Below are 16460 nucleotides of genomic sequence, written 5' to 3'. Positions count from 1 at the left end.
GAACCCTGAGGGGTCGGCTCCAGCAGCGACGACATCGGCGATCGGTCCCATCAGGGGGAGGTCAATAAGCGACCTCTGCAATTCCGATAGCGTCAGGGATGTCGTGATTCACTGCCTGGACGTCGTGCGTTGTCCACCTCTCGACAGTAAACCATCGCGCCTGCCTGGCGCAGTGACTTTATCGCCGCTGTGCAGCAAATCATCGTTGTCGTACGGCACAGAATAACGCCTGAATTGGCTACCACTGACGCAGCATAAGCAAACGCCACCAGAACGGGCTTTCATGCCTTGAGGTTCTGAAAAACGCCGCTTCTCATGACGAAAAAACGACAGTCCCGCTATCCATCAATCGATAGCGGGACTGTCGTTTCTGTCTTTCACGCAGTGTCTCTGCTCGGCGAGCGATCAGCTGCGATTGGCACTGTCATACCTCAACGCCTGAGGCTCACCTCAAAGCAGGTGCTTCGCATGCTTTTCATTTCTACCGGCGACCACACTCACACCTCAAAGGAGGTGTTTCGCGTGTCTATTCATCTCTACCAGCTACCACACTCACACCTCAAAGGAGGTGTTTCGCGTGGTAGGTCAAATGCTCATCGATGAAGCTGGCCATGAAGAAGTAGCTGTGGTCGTAGCCGGGCTGACGACGCAGGACCAGCGGGTGGTCCAGCTCGGCGCAGACCGCCTCCAGGCGCTCCGGCTTGAGCTGCTCCTCGAGGAACTGATCACTCTCGCCCTGCTCGACGAACAGTTCCTGACGCGCGGCGCCGCTCTTGCTCGCCTGCTTGACCAGCTCGCAGGTGTCCCACTGCGCCCACTGGGTGCGGTCATCGCCGAGATAGCCGCTGAAGGCTTTCTCGCCCCACGGGCAGGCCATCGGATTGACGATCGGCGCGAAGGCCGAGACCGAACGATAGCGGCCAGGATTCTTCAGCGCGCAGATCAAGGCGCCGTGACCACCCATGGAGTGACCGGAGATCGACTCACGCTCGCCATCCACCGGGAAGTGACGCTTGACGAGCGCCGGCAGCTCGTCGGTGACGTAGTCATACATGCGGTAATGACGTGCCCACGGCTCGCGGGTGGCATTGACGTAGAAGCCTGCGCCACTGCCGAAATCGTAGCTGTCGTCCTCGCCGTCCAGATTGACGCCACGCGGACTGGTATCCGGGCAGATCAGGGCGATACCCAGCTCGGCGGCCTTCTTCTGTGCACCGGCCTTCTGCATGAAGTTCTCGTCGGTGCAGGTCAGCCCCGACAGCCACCACAGCATCGGTACCGGGCCATTCTCGGCCTGGGGTGGCAGATAGATGGCGAACACCATGTCGCAATCCAGGCTGCCGCTGCGGTGACGGTAACGCTTGAGCCAGCCGCCATGCACCTTGTTGGCGCTGACCAGCTCGAGTTGTTCGGTCGCGGTCATCATGCTCTCCCTTGTGGTATCGCGTCATGAAAACGGCGTCGGCAAGCCGACGCCGTTTCGCGTTCCAGATCTCACCGGGCAACACGCTTTCGCGCGTTGCCCGGCGGCAGCTCAGCCCCGGATCAGAAGCTCAGCACGGTACGGATCGACTTGCCTTCATGCAGCAGATCGAAGGACTCGTTGATCTTCTCGAACGGCATCTGGTGAGTGATGAAGTCGTCCAGGTTGATCGCGCCGCTCATGTAACGCTCGACGTAACCCGGCAGTTCGGTACGGCCCTTGACGCCACCGAAGGCGGAGCCCTTCCAGACGCGCCCGGTCACCAGCTGGAACGGACGGGTGGAGATCTCTTCACCGGCACCGGCGACGCCGATGATGATGGATTCGCCCCAGCCCTTGTGAGCGCACTCGAGCGCCGCACGCATGACGTTGACGTTGCCGATGCACTCGAAGGAGTAGTCGACGCCGCCGTCGGTCATGTCGACGATGGCTTCCTGGACCGGCACGGACAGCTTGCTCGGGTTGACGAAGTCGGTGGCGCCGAACTTGCGGGCCAGGTCGAACTTGTCTTCATTGATGTCGATGGCGATGATGCGCGACGCCTTGGCCATCACCGCGCCCTGGATGGCGGCCAGACCGATGGCGCCGAGGCCGAAGATGGCCACGGTGGAACCCGGCTCGACCTTGGCGGTGTTCATGACCGCACCGATACCGGTGGTGACGCCACAGCCCAGCAGGCAGATCTTGTCCAGCGGCGCTTCCTTGGACACCTTGGCCAGCGAGACTTCCGGCACCACGGTGTATTCAGAGAAGGTCGAGGTGCCCATGTAGTGGTGCAGCATCTTGCCATCGAGAGAGAAGCGCGAGGTGCCGTCCGGCATCAGGCCGCGACCCTGGGTGGCACGCACGGCGCTGCACAGGTTGGTCTTGCCGGAGAGGCAGAACTTGCACTTGCCGCATTCCGCGGTGTAGAGCGGAATGACGTGGTCGCCCGGTACCAGGCCAGTCACGCCCTCGCCCACTTCCTCGACGATACCGGCGCCTTCGTGGCCCAGCACGGACGGGAACAGGCCTTCCGGGTCTGCGCCGGACAGGGTGAACGCATCGGTGTGACAGACGGCGGTATTGACGATGCGTACCAGCACCTCACCGGCCTTCGGCCCTTCGACATCGATCTCGACCAGTTCCAGCGGCTTGCCGGCTTCCAGCGCAATCGCAGCACGTGATTTCATGAATCTCTCCTAGTGAGCATCAATAGCGGTAAACTGGCTGCCAATCTCATGCCCCCTGGTGTGGTGGTGATCACCACGGAGGCCACCCTGAAAGGTAGCAGCACCTGACAGGTTGCATGGATGAGTCGCCCGAGGGACTCCCGACGCGACAGGCACTGGGCTCGTCCTTGCGGTTCATCCTTGCGGGCTTGGCATGGAGCACAGTCTACGCAGTCATGCGGGTGGGATTAAGCCGTCGGCACTCAGATGATTATTGCCACTCAACAACAATGAAAGAGGAGCCAGCATGCAGCGCTGGGACCGTATCGAAGCCTTCGTGGAAGTCGTCAGAATCGGCTCATTTTCCGGTGCCGCCCGTCATCTCGGGGTGTCCAGCTCACATGTCAGTCGTCTGATCAGCCAGCTGGAAGCCCAGCTCGATACCCAGTTGCTCTACCGCACCACCCGTCAGACGCGCCTCACCGATGCCGGACAGGTGTATTTCGAGCACTGTCATCACCTCTTCGATGGCTTCCGCGCCGCCGAACAGGCCATCGGTGACTTTCATGCCCGCCCCAGCGGCGTGCTCAAGCTGACCAGCGCCACCACCTTCGGCGAGCGCTACGTCGCGCCGCTGGTCAACGACTTCCAGCTGCTGCACCCGCAACTGGAAGTGCAGATGCACTTCACCAACCGTCCGGTGGAACTGATCGACGAGGGCTTCGACGTCGCCATCCGCATGGGCGTGCTCAAGGACTCCTCGCTGATCGCAAGGCGGCTGGTGGACCGCCGCGAATTCGTCGTCGCCTCGCATGACTACTTCCAGCAGGCGCCGCGCCCGCACACCCTGGCCGAGCTCTCCAGTCACCGCTGTCTGGCCGGTTCCAAGCGCGAGTGGCTGTTCGAGGTCGAGGGCCAGCGCCGCGAGGTGCGCATCACCGGCAGCTGGCAGGCCAACTCCGGTCCGGCGCTGCTGGACGCCACGCTCAAGGGCCTCGGCCTTGCCCAGATTCCCGACTATTACGTCGCGCCCCATCTGGCCAGCGGCAAGCTGATCTCGGTGCTGGATGAGTACCAGGTGCGCGATACCGGGGTGTGGATCGTCTATCCCCGCCACCGCCACCTCTCGCCCAAGGTGCGCCAGTTCGTCGACTTCATGGTCGAGCGCTTCGAGGGCGGCATCCCGGGCCTTGACGCATGACGCGCCGCCGCGGATGAGCTGCCGAATTGATGAACGAACAAGTTGATGAGCGGATAAGTTGATGAGCCGACGAACGACAGACGGGCTGCCAATCGGCAGCCCGTCTGTCATTGCACTCACCATGCTCATCAGCGGCGTCAGGCGCGCTGCGCCCCGCTGCCTGGCACCGCCTCGGGCAGATGCACCGGCGGCGCCTTGACCAGCAACTTGCTGGCCACGAAGTAGACCAGCGCCCCCAGCAGCGAGCCGGTGAACCAGCCGTAGTCGTAGAACCAGGAAAGCCCGGGCTGCGAGAAGCTGATCACCGTCAGCCCCACCGGCACGAAGAAGGCGATGAAGCCCGCCGGATTGAAGGCCGGATAGGTGCTGCCATCCAGATAGAGTGCCGGCAGATCAAAGGACTGACGACGGATCACGAAGTAGTCGACGATCATGATCCCCGCGATCGGCCCCAGCAGACTCGAATAGCCCAGCAGCCAGTTGGAATAGAGGCTCTCGAGACTCACGTCCGAGACGATCCAGCCCATCTTCTTGATCAGCTCGAAGCCCATCAGCAGCACCCCGACCAGCCCGGTCAGCAGCACGCCGCGCGTCTGGTTGATCAGCTTCGGCGCGATGTTCTGGAAGTCATTGGTCGGCGAGACGATGTTGGCCGCGGTATTGGTGGAGAGCGTCGCGATGATGATCAGCACCATGGCGATGGCGACCCAGCCGGGGCTGTCGATGCGACCGATCAGGTTGACCGGGTCGGAGATGGTCTCGCCCACCAGCGAGCTGGACGCCGCGGTCAACACCACGCCGAGCGCCGCGAAGAAGAACATCGTCAGCGGCAGACCGATGATCTGACCGAAGATCTGGTCCTTCTGGCTCTTCGCGTAACGACTGAAGTCAGGAATGTTCAGCGACAGCGTCGCCCAGAAGCCGACCATCGCGGTCAGGCCCGCCATGAAGTAGCTGGCCACGCCATCGCCTTCGGGACGATTCGGCGGCTGGGCCAGCAGCTCGCTGATCGAGGTATGCGGCAGCGCCCACACCATCAGGCCGACGCCCACCGCCAGCAGCAAGGGCGCGGAGAGTGTCTCCAGCCACTTGATGGATTCCGCGCCGCGAATCACCACGAACAGGTTGAGCGCCCAGAACACGAAGAAGCCGATGACCTCGCCTACCCCGCCCAGCGCCTTCCAGTCGGCCGAGAGGCTCGACAGCAGCAGGTGGATCGCCAGGCCGCCGAACATCGTCTGGATACCGAACCAGCCACAGGCGACCACCGCGCGAATCATGCATGGCACGTTGGAGCCGATGATGCCGAAGGAGGAGCGTAGTACCACCGGGAAGGGAATCCCGAAGCGCGTGCCGGGGAAGGCGTTGAGGGTCAGCGGAATCAGTACCACCAGGTTGGCGACCAGAATCGTGAACAGCGCCTCGCCGACGCTCAGGCCGAAGTAGGCGGTCAGGACGCCACCCAGGGTATAGGTCGGCACGCAGATCGACATGCCGACCCACAGTGCGGCGATGTTCCAGCGCGACCAGGTGCGCTCGGCACTCCTGGTCGGCGCGATATCCTCGTTGTAACGCGGGCTGCGGGCGACATCCTGTGCCACCACCAGCTCGATCATTTCCTCATTGCTGCGCACCATGTGCGAGCGCGTCTGTGTCGGGGCCATGAGTCCTCACCTATTCAGCTGTTGTTATTGTTGAGGGTGATGCACTGCGCTTGCCTTGTGTCACTTGTCGTTTCCTGTCTTCCTCACCTTCTCCGTCGCTTTCCTGACTCCTCTTCGCACCTCCCCGTTCGGCACACTTCTTCAGGCACACTTCATTCGGCACTGCATGCAGAAGATTCTGATGCAGAAGATTCTGCGGCAGACGAATCTGCGGCAGACGAATCTGTGGCAGGCCGTGTAGAAGAAACACCTTGCGCAGTTAACGTGCAAAACCCTGTGGCAAATCGCATGCCGCCGGCCGGATTATTGCCGATAAATCAAACCTGTCTTGCAAGACAACTTGAGATGCAATGGCGCGTATTTTCATGCATGACGCCTGTCAGGTGGCGACAAGCCGTGTTCGCGCCAACTGTCAGTATGGTCAGGTTCCAAGCTGGTGCAAGGCGGTCTTGCGCAATGCCCCCACAAACGGTCACAAGCCACTGTTGTGCATCGTCTTTTCCTTTGAAAATCGCGTGAACCATGCTGATTATGCAGGCACCACAATGGTGAAATATGGCCTTTTCTTGAATAAAAACTCTTTGATAACAACAAGATAAATCCACAAGACTTTATTTGACACTTCATCTTGCCGAACGCGGGAACACTGTCTAATGTTCATTAAGCTGACTGGTGAGACAGGATTTAAATCGGACCTTTCCTGACCCACGATGCCTGCCAGCGGCATGCAGACTTGCCAGGCAGGCGGCGTGTTTTTCCTGGAGCCATTTCGCGCTATCCCTGCCCACCCGTTCAGTCCACCAGCACTCATTGAAGACAACAACAACCGGCGCCAAGCGCCCGATGAGGAAGACATGTCGAACGATTCCCGCATCTCCTATACCGAGGATGCCGGCAAGCTGCGCTGCGCCGTCATCCAGATGGGACTCAACGTCTCCACCGACCTCGAGCCCGCGCAGATCCGTGATGCCATGAACGAGGCCCACCTGCCGCTGATCGACCGGGCCGGTGAGGCAGGCGTCAAGATCCTGTGCTTCCAGGAAGTCTTCAATCAGCCCTATTTCTGCCCGAGCCAGGATGCCAAGTGGTATGCCGCCGCCGAGCGCGTGCCCGACGGCCCCACCGTCACGCTGATGCAGCAGTACGCGAAGAAGCATCAGATGGTGATCATCGTGCCCATCTACGAGGAAGTGCAGCCGGGGGTGTACTACAACACCGCCGCCGTCATCGATGCCGACGGCAGCTATCTGGGCAAGTATCACAAGACCCACATCCCGCAGGTGGCGGGCTTCTGGGAGAAATTCTTCTTCAAGCCGGGCAAGTCCGACTGGCCGGTCTTCGACACCGCCTACGGGCGCATCGGCGTCTACATCTGCTACGACCGCCACTTCCCGGAAGGCTGGCGCGCATTGGCGCTCAACGGCGCCGAGATCATCTTCAATCCCTCCGCCACCGTCGCGGGCCTCTCCCAATATCTGTGGGAGCTGGAGCAACCCGCCTCCGCCGCCGCCAATGGCTGCTACATCGCCGCCATCAACCGCGTCGGCCATGAACAGCCCTGGGATATCGGCGAGTTCTACGGCTCCTCCTACTTCGTGAATCCGCGCGGCCAGATCGAAGCCCAGGCCAGCGCCACCGAGGATGAGCTGCTGATCCACGACCTCGACATGTCGATGGTGCGCGAGGTGCGCAACAACTGGCAGTTCTTCCGCGACCGTCGCCCCGATGCCTATACCCGCCTCACCGATGGCGAGTGACGGACTGACGACCCGCACGACAACAACAAGACGACCTGACACTCAATGCCGGACAAGGCCGCGCGATGCGGCCGGGAGAGATTCATGGCAATCCTGATCAAGGGCGGCAGCATCCAGACCCACGAAGAGCGCTACACCGCCGATGTGCTGTGTGACGGCGAGACCATCACCGCCATCGGTACCGACCTGGACGTCCCGGACGACTGCGAGGTGATCGACGCCAGCGGCTGCCTGGTGATGCCCGGCGGCATCGACCCGCACACCCACATGCAGCTGCCCTTCATGGGCACCGTGGCCAGCGAAGACTTCCAGACCGGCACCGCCGCGGCACTGGCCGGTGGCACCACCATGATCATCGATTTCGTGATCCCCTCCCCCCAGCAACCGCTGATGGAGGCCTATCACACCTGGCGCGAATGGGCCGAGAAGTCGTGCTGCGACTACAGCTTCCACGTCGCCGTCACCTGGTGGGACGAGAGCGTCAGCCAGGACATGGCGACGCTGGTCGCCGATTACGGCGTCAACAGCTTCAAGCACTTCATGGCCTACAAGAACGCCATCATGGCGCCGGACGACACCCTGGTCTCGAGCTTCGCACGCTGCCTGGAGCTGGGCGCGATTCCCACCGTGCATGCCGAGAACGGCGAGCTGGTCTACCACCTGCAGCAGAAGCTGCTGGCCGACGGCATCACCGGCCCGGAGGCGCATCCGCTGTCGCGCCCGCCGCAGGTCGAGGGCGAGGCCGCCAGCCGTGCCATCCGCATCGCCGGCACCCTGGGCACGCCGGTGTATCTGGTCCACGTCTCCACCGCCGATGCGCTGGAGGAGATCCGCTACGCCCGCGAGCACGGTCAGCCGGTCTACGGCGAGGTGCTGGCAGGCCATCTGCTGATCGATGAAGAGGTCTATCAGAACAAGAGCTGGGAATTCGCGGCCGGCCACGTGATGAGCCCGCCGTTCCGCTCGCTGGAGCACCGTCAGGCACTGTGGGGCGGCATCCAGTCCGGAGACCTGCAGACCACCGCCACCGATCACTGCTGCTTCTGCGCCGAGCAGAAGGAAATGGGCAAGGACGACTTCTCGAAGATTCCCAACGGCACCGCCGGGGTCGAGGACCGCATGGCGATGCTGTGGCACGAAGGCGTCAACACCGGGCGTTTCTCCGCCGAGGACTTCGTCGGCCTGACCTCCACCAATGCCGCGAAGATCTTCAATCTCTATCCGCGCAAGGGTGCGATCCGCGTCGGCAGCGACGCCGACATCGTGGTCTGGGACCCCAACGCCGAACGCACCATCTCGGCCAAGACCCACCACCAGAACATCGACTTCAACATCTTCGAAGGCCGCACCGTCAAGGGCATTCCGCGTCACACCATCAGCCGCGGCGACTGGGCCTGGCGCGATGGCGAACTGCATGCCAAGCGCGGCCACGGCCAGTATGTCGAGCGTCCGGCCTACCCCAGCGTGTTCGACCAGCTCAAGGCCCGCGCCGAGAGCAACGTCGTCAGCGCCGTGGATCGCAGCTGACGGTCGGCGAACGACCCACCTGAGACCAGTACGACACGGCTGAGACCAGTACGGCACGACTGAACGACGGCCTGGCGGCGCACCTGACGCGCTGCCGGTCCCTTAGCACTTCCAAACAAGCCGCTGCCAGTCCCTGAGCGCAACCCGACTCGCCTGCAAGACCAACAACAACGACCCCGCGCCTGAGCGCGGGCAGGAGCCACACCGTGACCACATCCTCCACTCCTTCCCACTGGGCCCCGAGCGGGCTCGCGGAAGAGGCGCTGAGTGCGCGTTTCACAGACCTGCATCCGGCGCTCAGCAAGCGCCAGGCCTTCATCGAGAGCTCGCGCTGTCTGTACTGCTACGATGCACCCTGCATCAAGGCCTGCCCGACCAGCATCGACATCCCGACCTTCATTCGCCGTATCCACGATGACAATCTCGAAGGCGCCGCCAGCGAGATTCTGGATGCCAATATCCTCGGTGGCAGCTGCGCCCGCGTCTGCCCCACCGAGATCCTCTGCGAGCAGTCCTGCGTGCGCAATCAGGGCGATGAGTGCCAGCCGGTGCTGATCGGCCTGCTGCAGCGCCATGCGCTGGACAACGCCCAGTTCGAGGCCCATCCGTTCACGCGTGGCGCCAGCACCGGCCGGCGTATCGCGGTGGTCGGCGCCGGGCCTGCCGGGCTTTCCTGCGCCCATCGTCTGGCGCGTTTCGGCCACGACGTGGTGATCTTCGAGGCCGAGGAAAAGGCCGGCGGCCTCAACGAATACGGCATCGCCCGCTACAAGCTGACCGATGACTTCGCCGCCCGCGAAGTCGAATTCCTGCTCGAGATCGGCGGCATCGAGATCCGCCACGGCCAGCGCCTTGGCGACAACCTGGCGCTGGCCTCCCTGACACGCGAATTCGACAGCGTCTTCCTGGGCCTCGGCCTTGGCACCAGCCATGCCCTCGGCCTGACCGGCGAGGATGCCAGCGGCCTGATGGCGGCCACCGACTTCATCAAGGTGCTGCGTCAGAGTGGCGAGCTGAACGCCCTGGCGGTGCCCAGACACGCCGTGGTGATCGGCGCCGGCAACACCGCCATCGATATCGCCGTGCAGGCCAGGCGCCTCGGCGCGCAGACGGTGGACCTGGTCTACCGGCGTGGCGAGGAGCAGATGTCCGCCACCCATCACGAGCAGGAAATCGCGCGCGCCAATGGCGTGATGATCCACACCTGGGCACGCCCGCTGGCGCTCGATGTGGCAAACGATAGTGATAGAAGCGAAGAAGGTGATGACGCCGCGCTCAGCGCGATGCAGTTCGCGCGCACGCGGGTCGAGGATGGTCGCCTCGTCGATACCGGCGAGACCTTCGCGCTGGCCTGCGATGGGGTCTTCACCGCCATCGGCCAGGGCTTCGATGACGCGAGCCTGAGCGATGCGCATGCCGCAGGGCTGGCCCGCGAGGGGGCCAGGATAGAGGTGGACGAGATGCTGCGCACCAGTCTGCCCGGCGTCTATGCCGGCGGTGACTGCATCGCCCGCGGGCAGGACCTCACCGTTCAAGCCGTCGCCCACGGCAAGCTGGCCGCCGAGGCCATCCATCACGATCTGATGCTCAAGGTGGAGGCCGCCTGATGACCATTCATACCCCGCTCAATGACGACAACGCCCGCCCGGCAGGTGCTGGATCAAGTGCTGAAGCAAGTGGCGATCACGTCGCCAGCTACAAGGCCGATCTGTCGGTCAACTTCGCCGGCATCCGCGCCCCCAACCCCTTCTGGCTGGCCAGCGCCCCGCCCACCGACAAGGCCTACAACGTGGTACGCGCCTTCGAGGCCGGCTGGGGTGGCGTGGTCTGGAAGACCCTCGGCGAAGACCCGGCCGCGGTGAACGTCTCCTCCCGCTACTCGGCGCACTATGGCCCGAATGGCGAGGTCAGCGGCTTCAACAACATCGAGCTGATCACCGACCGTTCGCTGGAGATCAACCTGCGCGAGATCACCCAGGTCAAGAAGGACTGGCCGGACCGCGCGCTGATCGTCTCGCTGATGGTGCCGTGCGAGGAGGAGGCCTGGAAGACAATCCTGCCGCAGGTCGAGGCCACCGGCTGTGACGGCATCGAACTCAACTTCGGCTGCCCCCACGGCATGCCGGAACGCGGCATGGGCGCGGCGGTGGGCCAGGTGCCGGAGTATGTCGAGCAGGTCACGCGCTGGTGCAAGACCTACAGCTCGCTGCCGGTGATCGTCAAACTGACGCCCAACATCACCGACGTGCGTGAACCGGCCAAGGCCGCCTGGCGGGGTGGCGCCGATGCCGTCTCGCTGATCAACACCATCAACTCCATCACCCACCTGGATCTCGACCGCATGGTCGCGCATCCCATCGTCGGCGACCGCAGCACCCACGGCGGCTATTGCGGCAGCGCCGTGAAGCCCATCGCACTGAACATGGTGGCCGAGATAGCGCGCACGCCAGAAACCGCCAACCTGCCGATTTCCGGCATCGGCGGCATCTCCAACTGGGAGGATGCCGCGGAATTCATCGCCCTCGGCGCGGGCAGCGTGCAGGTGTGCACGGCGGCGATGCTGCACGGCTTCCGTATCGTCGAGGAGATGAAGGACGGCCTGGGGCGCTGGATGGACAGCAAGGGCTATCAGCGTATCGACGAGTTCTCGCGCGCGGCGGTGCCCAACACCACCGACTGGAAGCAGCTGGACATGAACTATCAGGTGATCGCCCGCATCGACCAGGACAAGTGCATCGGCTGCGGACGCTGCTATATCGCCTGCGAGGACACCTCGCACCAGGCCATCATGCATCTGGCCAAGGACAACGGCACCGCCCGCTATGAGGTGAAGGACGCCGACTGCGTGGGCTGCAACCTGTGCGAGATCACCTGCCCGGTCGAGGACTGCATCACCATGGAAGTGCAGGACACCGGCAAGCCATACATGAACTGGATGGAGGACCCACGCAATCCGCATCGCGCGGCCTGATACCTGATCGCGTGACGCAGGTAGCAATAGATGGGAACCAAAAAAAGGGGCTGCCAGCAATGGCAGCCCCTTCTTGATTGGCTTGATGATCCGCCAATGATGACCATGATTAGCTTAATGGCAATGAAATCATGAAATCACCTGCTGACTCAGGCAGACAATCCGACACCTTTCAGCAGCACCCGCGTCACGTTCTGCACCGCCTGCTCGAACTCCCGATCACTCAGCGCCTTGCCCTGATTGAGCACCGCGATCTGGTGATCGAAGTCGGCGTAATGCTGGGTGCTGGCCCAGATCATGTACAGGTAGGCAGAGGCATCGACGTTGTCGATGCGGCCCTCGCCGATCCACTGACGCAGGCGTGACTTCTTCATCTCGGCCCACTCGTCGAGCCACACCGTCAGCTCTTCGCCCAGCACCGGCGCGCCCTGCATGATCTCGCTGGCCCACACCTTGGAGCCATAGGGGCGCTGGCGCGAGTGCATCATCTTGGCGCGAATGTAGGTGGAGAGCACCAGCTGCGGGTCGTCGTAGGCCTCGAAGCACAGCGCATCTTCCTTCCACAGCGCCAACAGGCCATCGAGCACCGCGCGATACAGCGCTTCCTTGGTGCTGAAGTAGTAATGCAGATTGGACTTGGGCAGCTCTACCTCGGCGGCAATATCGACCATGCTGGCGCCGACATAGCCCTTGAGAGCGAAGATCTTTTCGGCGGCGAGCAGGATGCGGCCGACATTATCCTTGCGAATCTGAGACTTGCGAGTGGTCATGCGATCCCCTGACGCGGTGCTGGCAGTGCGATGAGAATATCACAACCGCACTGCCAACATGTCTGAGCCGTCAGGTTTGCCCTGTCATCCGGCAAAGGAGATGGCGACTTATCTATAAGTGCTGTGCAATCCCGCGCCAGCGCGGATCGGCAAGAACCGCGCCCGCGACATCACTCGAAGACCGCGCCATCGATGAAGCCATCCGCCGGCATCGGCACCTGCCCCGCCTCGCCGCTCAGCCACCAGGGCGCCGGATGCGTGCCTTCACTGCGCTCATCCGCCACCGGCACCACCATGCCCAGCTTGCGGGCCGCCGTGCGGTAAAGATCCGGTCGCACACAACGTGTCAGCGTCGCCTCGAGATCCTCGTCATTGAAGCCCTGCAGATGCCCCCAGCGCTGCATCTGGGCGATGTACCAGCGTGTCTGGGAGCGCCACGGGAAGTTGGCCGCATAGCGATGGAAGATGGTCCAGCCGGGATTGTGCTGCTGGAAGTCGTCCACCGACTGCTCGACATCGACGTCTTCCAGCCCGCGCGTCACCACGCTCATCGGTACCTCCGGCATGCCCTCTTCGTGCAGCCACTCGGCGGCTCTGGCCCGATTGCCGGGGCGGTCCAGCCAGGCGCAGGCATTGAGCAGCGCGCGAATCAGCGCCTGATGCGCCAGCGGATGCTGCTCCGCCCAGTCCTCGCGCACGCCCAGCACCTTTTCCTGCCCGAAGCGCCAGATATCGTGACTGCCCGCCACCACCTGCCCCATGCCCTGCGCCGCCGCCAGGCTGTTCCAGGGCTCACCGACACAGAAGCCATCCAGCGCTCCGCTGGCCAGCTGCGCCGCCATCAGCGGCGGCGCCACGGCGCGCATTTCGACGTCGCGGTCCGGATTGATGCCGCCCGCCGCCAGCCAGTAACGCAACAGATAACGGTGCGAGGAGAACGGGTGCACGCTGGCCAGCTTGAGCAGCGGCTCGCCGCGCTGCTTGCGCTCGTGCACATGCGCCGCCAGCGCCTTCGCGACCTGCAACGGACTGGAGAGGTCGTGGCCGTCCTCGCCGAGCGTGGCCATCAGCGCGCGCGACAGCGTGATGGAGTTGCCGCCCAGATTCAGTGTCATGGCACTGATCACCGGCGTGGCGCGGCCATCCAGCCCCAGCGTCGAGGTCAGCGGCATCAGCGCCAGCATCTGCGCCCCCTGCAGCACGCCGGTCTGCAGGTCATCACGCAACGCCGCCCACGAGGGTTGCCACTTGAGTGTCACCGCCAGCCCCTCCTCGCGGAAAAGCCCCAACTGCTCAGCGACCACGAAGGGCGCGGCATCATTGAGTGGCATCAGGCCCAGCGTCAGCTGATGGCCATTCAGGGGTACATCTGTGGGCATCACGCACACCTCTTGAACGATCGAGAGAGAAGGACAGTACGGCGACCGACTCAGCGCCGACGCGCGGCCTTGAGCAGCTCATCGGCCAGCTCATGCAGGGCCAGGCGCCGGTTCATGGCGGTCTTGCGCAGGTATTGGTAGGCGGCATCTTCACTGAGCCCGCGCGTCTCCATCACCACGGCCTTGGCGCGATCGACGCTGCGCCGCTGCACCAATGTGGTCTGGGTACGGTTGAGCTCCCCCTTGAGCGCACGGTGCGCCTCGAAGCTGGTGATGGCGACCTCGACCATGCTGCGCACCATCGCTGGCATGACGTGGTCCACCACATAGGCCGAGACACCGGCGCCGGCCGCCTCACGCACGAGGTCCGGGGCATCTTCACTGGCCAGCATGATCATCGGCTTGGGATAGCGTCGCCCCAGCTGGCCGAGATGCTCCAGGGTGTCGCGGCTGGGCAGGTCGGCGTCGATGATCACCGCATCGGGCTGATGCTGCTCGACCAGCGCGTGCAGGTCCTCGTGCTCGTCAACGCGCAGCGCCACCTCGAAGCCGGCGCTCAATAGCGCCTGCTCCAGCGCGGCGGAGCGCTCACTGCGGACATCGACGATCAGCACGGTCACGGGCATGTCAGGTTTCCTTGGGTCGGGCATGAGACTTGCCGTACACCCAAGCAGGATTCGTGCCGCAATCTGGTGCAACCCTGCGGCCAAAGGCCTTCAGAGCGGCCGAGCCGAAAGCGTCGCTGCACTGCAATGAGGCACGCGCCTTGCCGACCCTCCCAGCGCCAGTCGCGTGCGCCAGACTGGTACCTCGCGCCTTGCTGACGCACCGCCAGCGCGCATCGGGCGCGCGTCCAGCCCGGGACACGGCCTGCGCGTGCCAACCCACTGTCCTCGCCAAGCCATTGATCTTCTGGGACTTGTCCCGCCCACACCCCCGCAACTGGCGCGCTACTTGCTTTGTTCCTGTCACTTGCCGCACAGACGCTCTGCTGCCGGCAACCATGGCATCACCGACTGCTGCCATCGCTATCCATGACGTGGACCAGGCTCTTCGGAGTACGAGTGCGTCGAACCAGGCCCCTCAATGACGAGGCGCCCTTGCTGTCGTTCATTCACAGCCGTTCGACCACTCGCCGAGCACACCTGACTTCGTGCCCGGCACCGACGCTGAATCAGGAGCCCACTCATGGATATCCGCAACAAGGCCAGCCGCATCCGGCTGTTCAGCTTCAACACCCCGCAAATGCGCGCCTTCCACATGTCGTGGTTCGCCTTCCACGTCTGCTTCTTCGGCTGGTTCGGCATCGCGCCGCTGATGGCCGTGGTGCGTGACGACCTCGGCCTGACCAAGACCCAGATCGGCAACACCATCATCGCCTCCGTCGCCATCACGGTGATCGTGCGCCTCGCCATCGGCGTGCTGTGTGATCGCATCGGGCCACGCAAGGCCTACACCTGGCTGCTGTGCCTCGGCTCGCTGCCGGTGATGTGCATCGGCTTCGCCGACAGCTTCGAATCCTTCTTCCTGGCCCGTCTGGCCATCGGTGCCATCGGCGCCTCCTTCGTCATCACTCAGTACCACACCTCCGTGATGTTCGGCCCCAACGTGGTCGGCACCGCCAACGCCACCACCGCGGGCTGGGGCAACCTGGGCGGCGGCACCACCCAGATGCTGATGCCGCTGGTGATGGCCGGCCTGCTGATGCTGGGCGTCGAGCAGACCCTGGGCTGGCGTCTGGCGATGGTCGTGCCGGGCATCGTGCTGTTCCTGACCGGTATCGCCTACTACTTGTTCACCCAGGATGCGCCGGACGGCAACTTCAGCGAGCTGCGTGAGCGCGGTGAGCTGCCCAAGGCCGAGAAGGAATACAGCATGCGCGCCACCTTCGGCGCGGCGGCACGCGACATCCGCGTCTGGGCCCTGTTCCTCGTCTATGGCGCCTGCTTCGGAGTCGAGCTGACCATCAACAACGTCGCCGCCATCTACTTCTTCGATCACTTCGATCTCGATCTTGCCACCGCCGGTCTCATCGCGGGCCTGTTCGGCCTGATGAACCTGTTCGCCCGCACCCTGGGCGGCGTGTTTTCTGATCTCTTCGCCCGCCAGTCCGGCCTCAAGGGCCGCGTACGCTGGCTGTTCATCGCGCTGCTGTGTGAAGGCGTCGCGCTGGTCGGCTTCGCCCAGATGGAAACCCTCGCGGTGGCCATCGGCATCATGCTGGTCTTCAGCCTCTTCGTGCAGATGGCGGAAGGCGCGACCTTCGGCATCGTGCCCTTCGTCAATCGCAAGGCACTCGGCGCGGTCGCCGGTATCGTCGGTGCGGGCGGCAACGCAGGCGCGGTCGCCGCGGGCTTCCTGTTCCGCAGTGAGGAGCTGACCTACCAGGAAGGCCTGATGTACCTGGGCATGGGCGTGATCGTGATCTCGCTGTTCGCGCTGCTGGTGCGCTTCAGCGCCGCCACCGAAGCCGAGGAAAGCCGCGCCTACGACGCCGCCGTCGCGGACCGCAAGCAGCAGAGCGAGCAGCAGCCCGCCTCGGCATAAGCGGACTTCC

General features: G+C 63.7%; 13 protein-coding genes. 7 read left to right on the top strand and 6 right to left on the bottom strand.

Features of this window, described 5'->3' with window-relative positions; all coding sequences use genetic code 11:
- Nucleotides 1-559: 559 nt before the first annotated feature.
- Nucleotides 560-1423 carry an S-formylglutathione hydrolase gene (gene fghA / locus U0O11_RS02080; protein ID WP_324691407.1) on the bottom strand — a complete coding sequence of 288 codons (864 nt, stop codon included), beginning with the start codon at nucleotides 1421-1423 and terminating at the stop codon, nucleotides 560-562.
- Between the two features lie 122 nt (nucleotides 1424-1545).
- Nucleotides 1546-2655: an S-(hydroxymethyl)glutathione dehydrogenase/class III alcohol dehydrogenase gene (locus U0O11_RS02075; RefSeq protein ID WP_279835312.1), complete on the bottom strand. Its 1110-nt coding sequence runs from the start codon at nucleotides 2653-2655 to the stop codon at nucleotides 1546-1548.
- Between the two features lie 286 nt (nucleotides 2656-2941).
- Here U0O11_RS02075 and U0O11_RS02070 point away from each other — a divergent pair, with 286 nt between their 5' ends.
- Nucleotides 2942-3835, top strand: coding sequence for a LysR family transcriptional regulator (locus tag U0O11_RS02070; RefSeq protein ID WP_054555324.1), 894 nt, complete (start codon nucleotides 2942-2944; stop codon nucleotides 3833-3835).
- A gap of 137 nt (nucleotides 3836-3972) precedes the next feature.
- On the opposite strand, the gene U0O11_RS02065 is transcribed toward U0O11_RS02070, so the two are convergent.
- Nucleotides 3973-5499 (bottom strand): NCS1 family nucleobase:cation symporter-1, encoded by a 1527-nt coding sequence (locus U0O11_RS02065; RefSeq protein ID WP_324691400.1) that lies wholly within the window; start codon nucleotides 5497-5499, stop codon nucleotides 3973-3975.
- 350 nt (nucleotides 5500-5849) lie between these two features.
- On the opposite strand from U0O11_RS02065, the gene U0O11_RS02060 reads away from it, so the two are divergent.
- The 5 genes from U0O11_RS02060 to preA all read left to right on the top strand — a co-directional run bounded on the left by U0O11_RS02060 (nucleotide 5850) and on the right by preA (nucleotide 11754).
- The gene (locus U0O11_RS02060; RefSeq protein ID WP_324691397.1) at nucleotides 5850-6098 is read left to right on the top strand and encodes a hypothetical protein; all 249 of its coding nucleotides are present in this window, start codon (nucleotides 5850-5852) and stop codon (nucleotides 6096-6098) included.
- A 255-nt stretch (nucleotides 6099-6353) separates the two neighbouring features.
- Nucleotides 6354-7256, top strand: a complete 903-nt coding sequence (locus tag U0O11_RS02055; RefSeq protein ID WP_324691394.1) for a nitrilase-related carbon-nitrogen hydrolase — start codon at nucleotides 6354-6356, stop codon at nucleotides 7254-7256.
- 84 nt (nucleotides 7257-7340) lie between these two features.
- Complete coding sequence (gene hydA / locus U0O11_RS02050) at nucleotides 7341-8783, top strand: dihydropyrimidinase (protein ID WP_043333732.1); 1443 nt, start codon at nucleotides 7341-7343, stop codon at nucleotides 8781-8783.
- A gap of 206 nt (nucleotides 8784-8989) precedes the next feature.
- A complete protein-coding gene (locus tag U0O11_RS02045) occupies nucleotides 8990-10390 on the top strand; it encodes an NAD(P)-dependent oxidoreductase (protein ID WP_324691391.1) in 1401 nt (466 codons plus the stop codon).
- On the top strand, nucleotides 10390-11754 hold the full coding sequence (gene preA / locus U0O11_RS02040; RefSeq protein WP_084589409.1) for an NAD-dependent dihydropyrimidine dehydrogenase subunit PreA: 1365 nt from the start codon (nucleotides 10390-10392) through the stop codon (nucleotides 11752-11754). Before U0O11_RS02045 ends, preA begins: the two co-directional genes overlap by 1 nt.
- 149 nt (nucleotides 11755-11903) lie before the next feature.
- Here the strand turns inward: preA and U0O11_RS02035 are convergent, their stop codons facing one another.
- The 3 genes from U0O11_RS02035 to U0O11_RS02025 all read right to left on the bottom strand — a co-directional run bounded on the left by U0O11_RS02035 (nucleotide 11904) and on the right by U0O11_RS02025 (nucleotide 14529).
- Nucleotides 11904-12524: a TetR/AcrR family transcriptional regulator gene (locus tag U0O11_RS02035; protein WP_043333730.1), complete on the bottom strand. Its 621-nt coding sequence runs from the start codon at nucleotides 12522-12524 to the stop codon at nucleotides 11904-11906.
- Nucleotides 12525-12694: 170 nt separating this feature from the next.
- Nucleotides 12695-13903: a CmpA/NrtA family ABC transporter substrate-binding protein gene (locus tag U0O11_RS02030; protein ID WP_324691385.1), complete on the bottom strand. Its 1209-nt coding sequence runs from the start codon at nucleotides 13901-13903 to the stop codon at nucleotides 12695-12697.
- A gap of 50 nt (nucleotides 13904-13953) precedes the next feature.
- Nucleotides 13954-14529 carry an ANTAR domain-containing response regulator gene (locus tag U0O11_RS02025; RefSeq protein ID WP_054555320.1) on the bottom strand — a complete coding sequence of 192 codons (576 nt, stop codon included), beginning with the start codon at nucleotides 14527-14529 and terminating at the stop codon, nucleotides 13954-13956.
- 562 nt (nucleotides 14530-15091) lie between these two features.
- On the opposite strand from U0O11_RS02025, the gene U0O11_RS02020 reads away from it, so the two are divergent.
- Nucleotides 15092-16450, top strand: a complete 1359-nt coding sequence (locus tag U0O11_RS02020) for a NarK family nitrate/nitrite MFS transporter (RefSeq protein ID WP_324691381.1) — start codon at nucleotides 15092-15094, stop codon at nucleotides 16448-16450.
- Nucleotides 16451-16460: the final 10 nt, after the last annotated feature.

Origin of the sequence: Cobetia sp. D5 (genome assembly GCF_035666195.1) — a bacterium.
In the GTDB taxonomy this organism is placed as follows: Bacteria; Pseudomonadota; Gammaproteobacteria; order Pseudomonadales; family Halomonadaceae; genus Cobetia; species Cobetia amphilecti.
The sequence above is the reverse complement of the archived record's forward strand: the minus strand, read 5'-3'. Positions and strand labels throughout refer to the sequence as shown.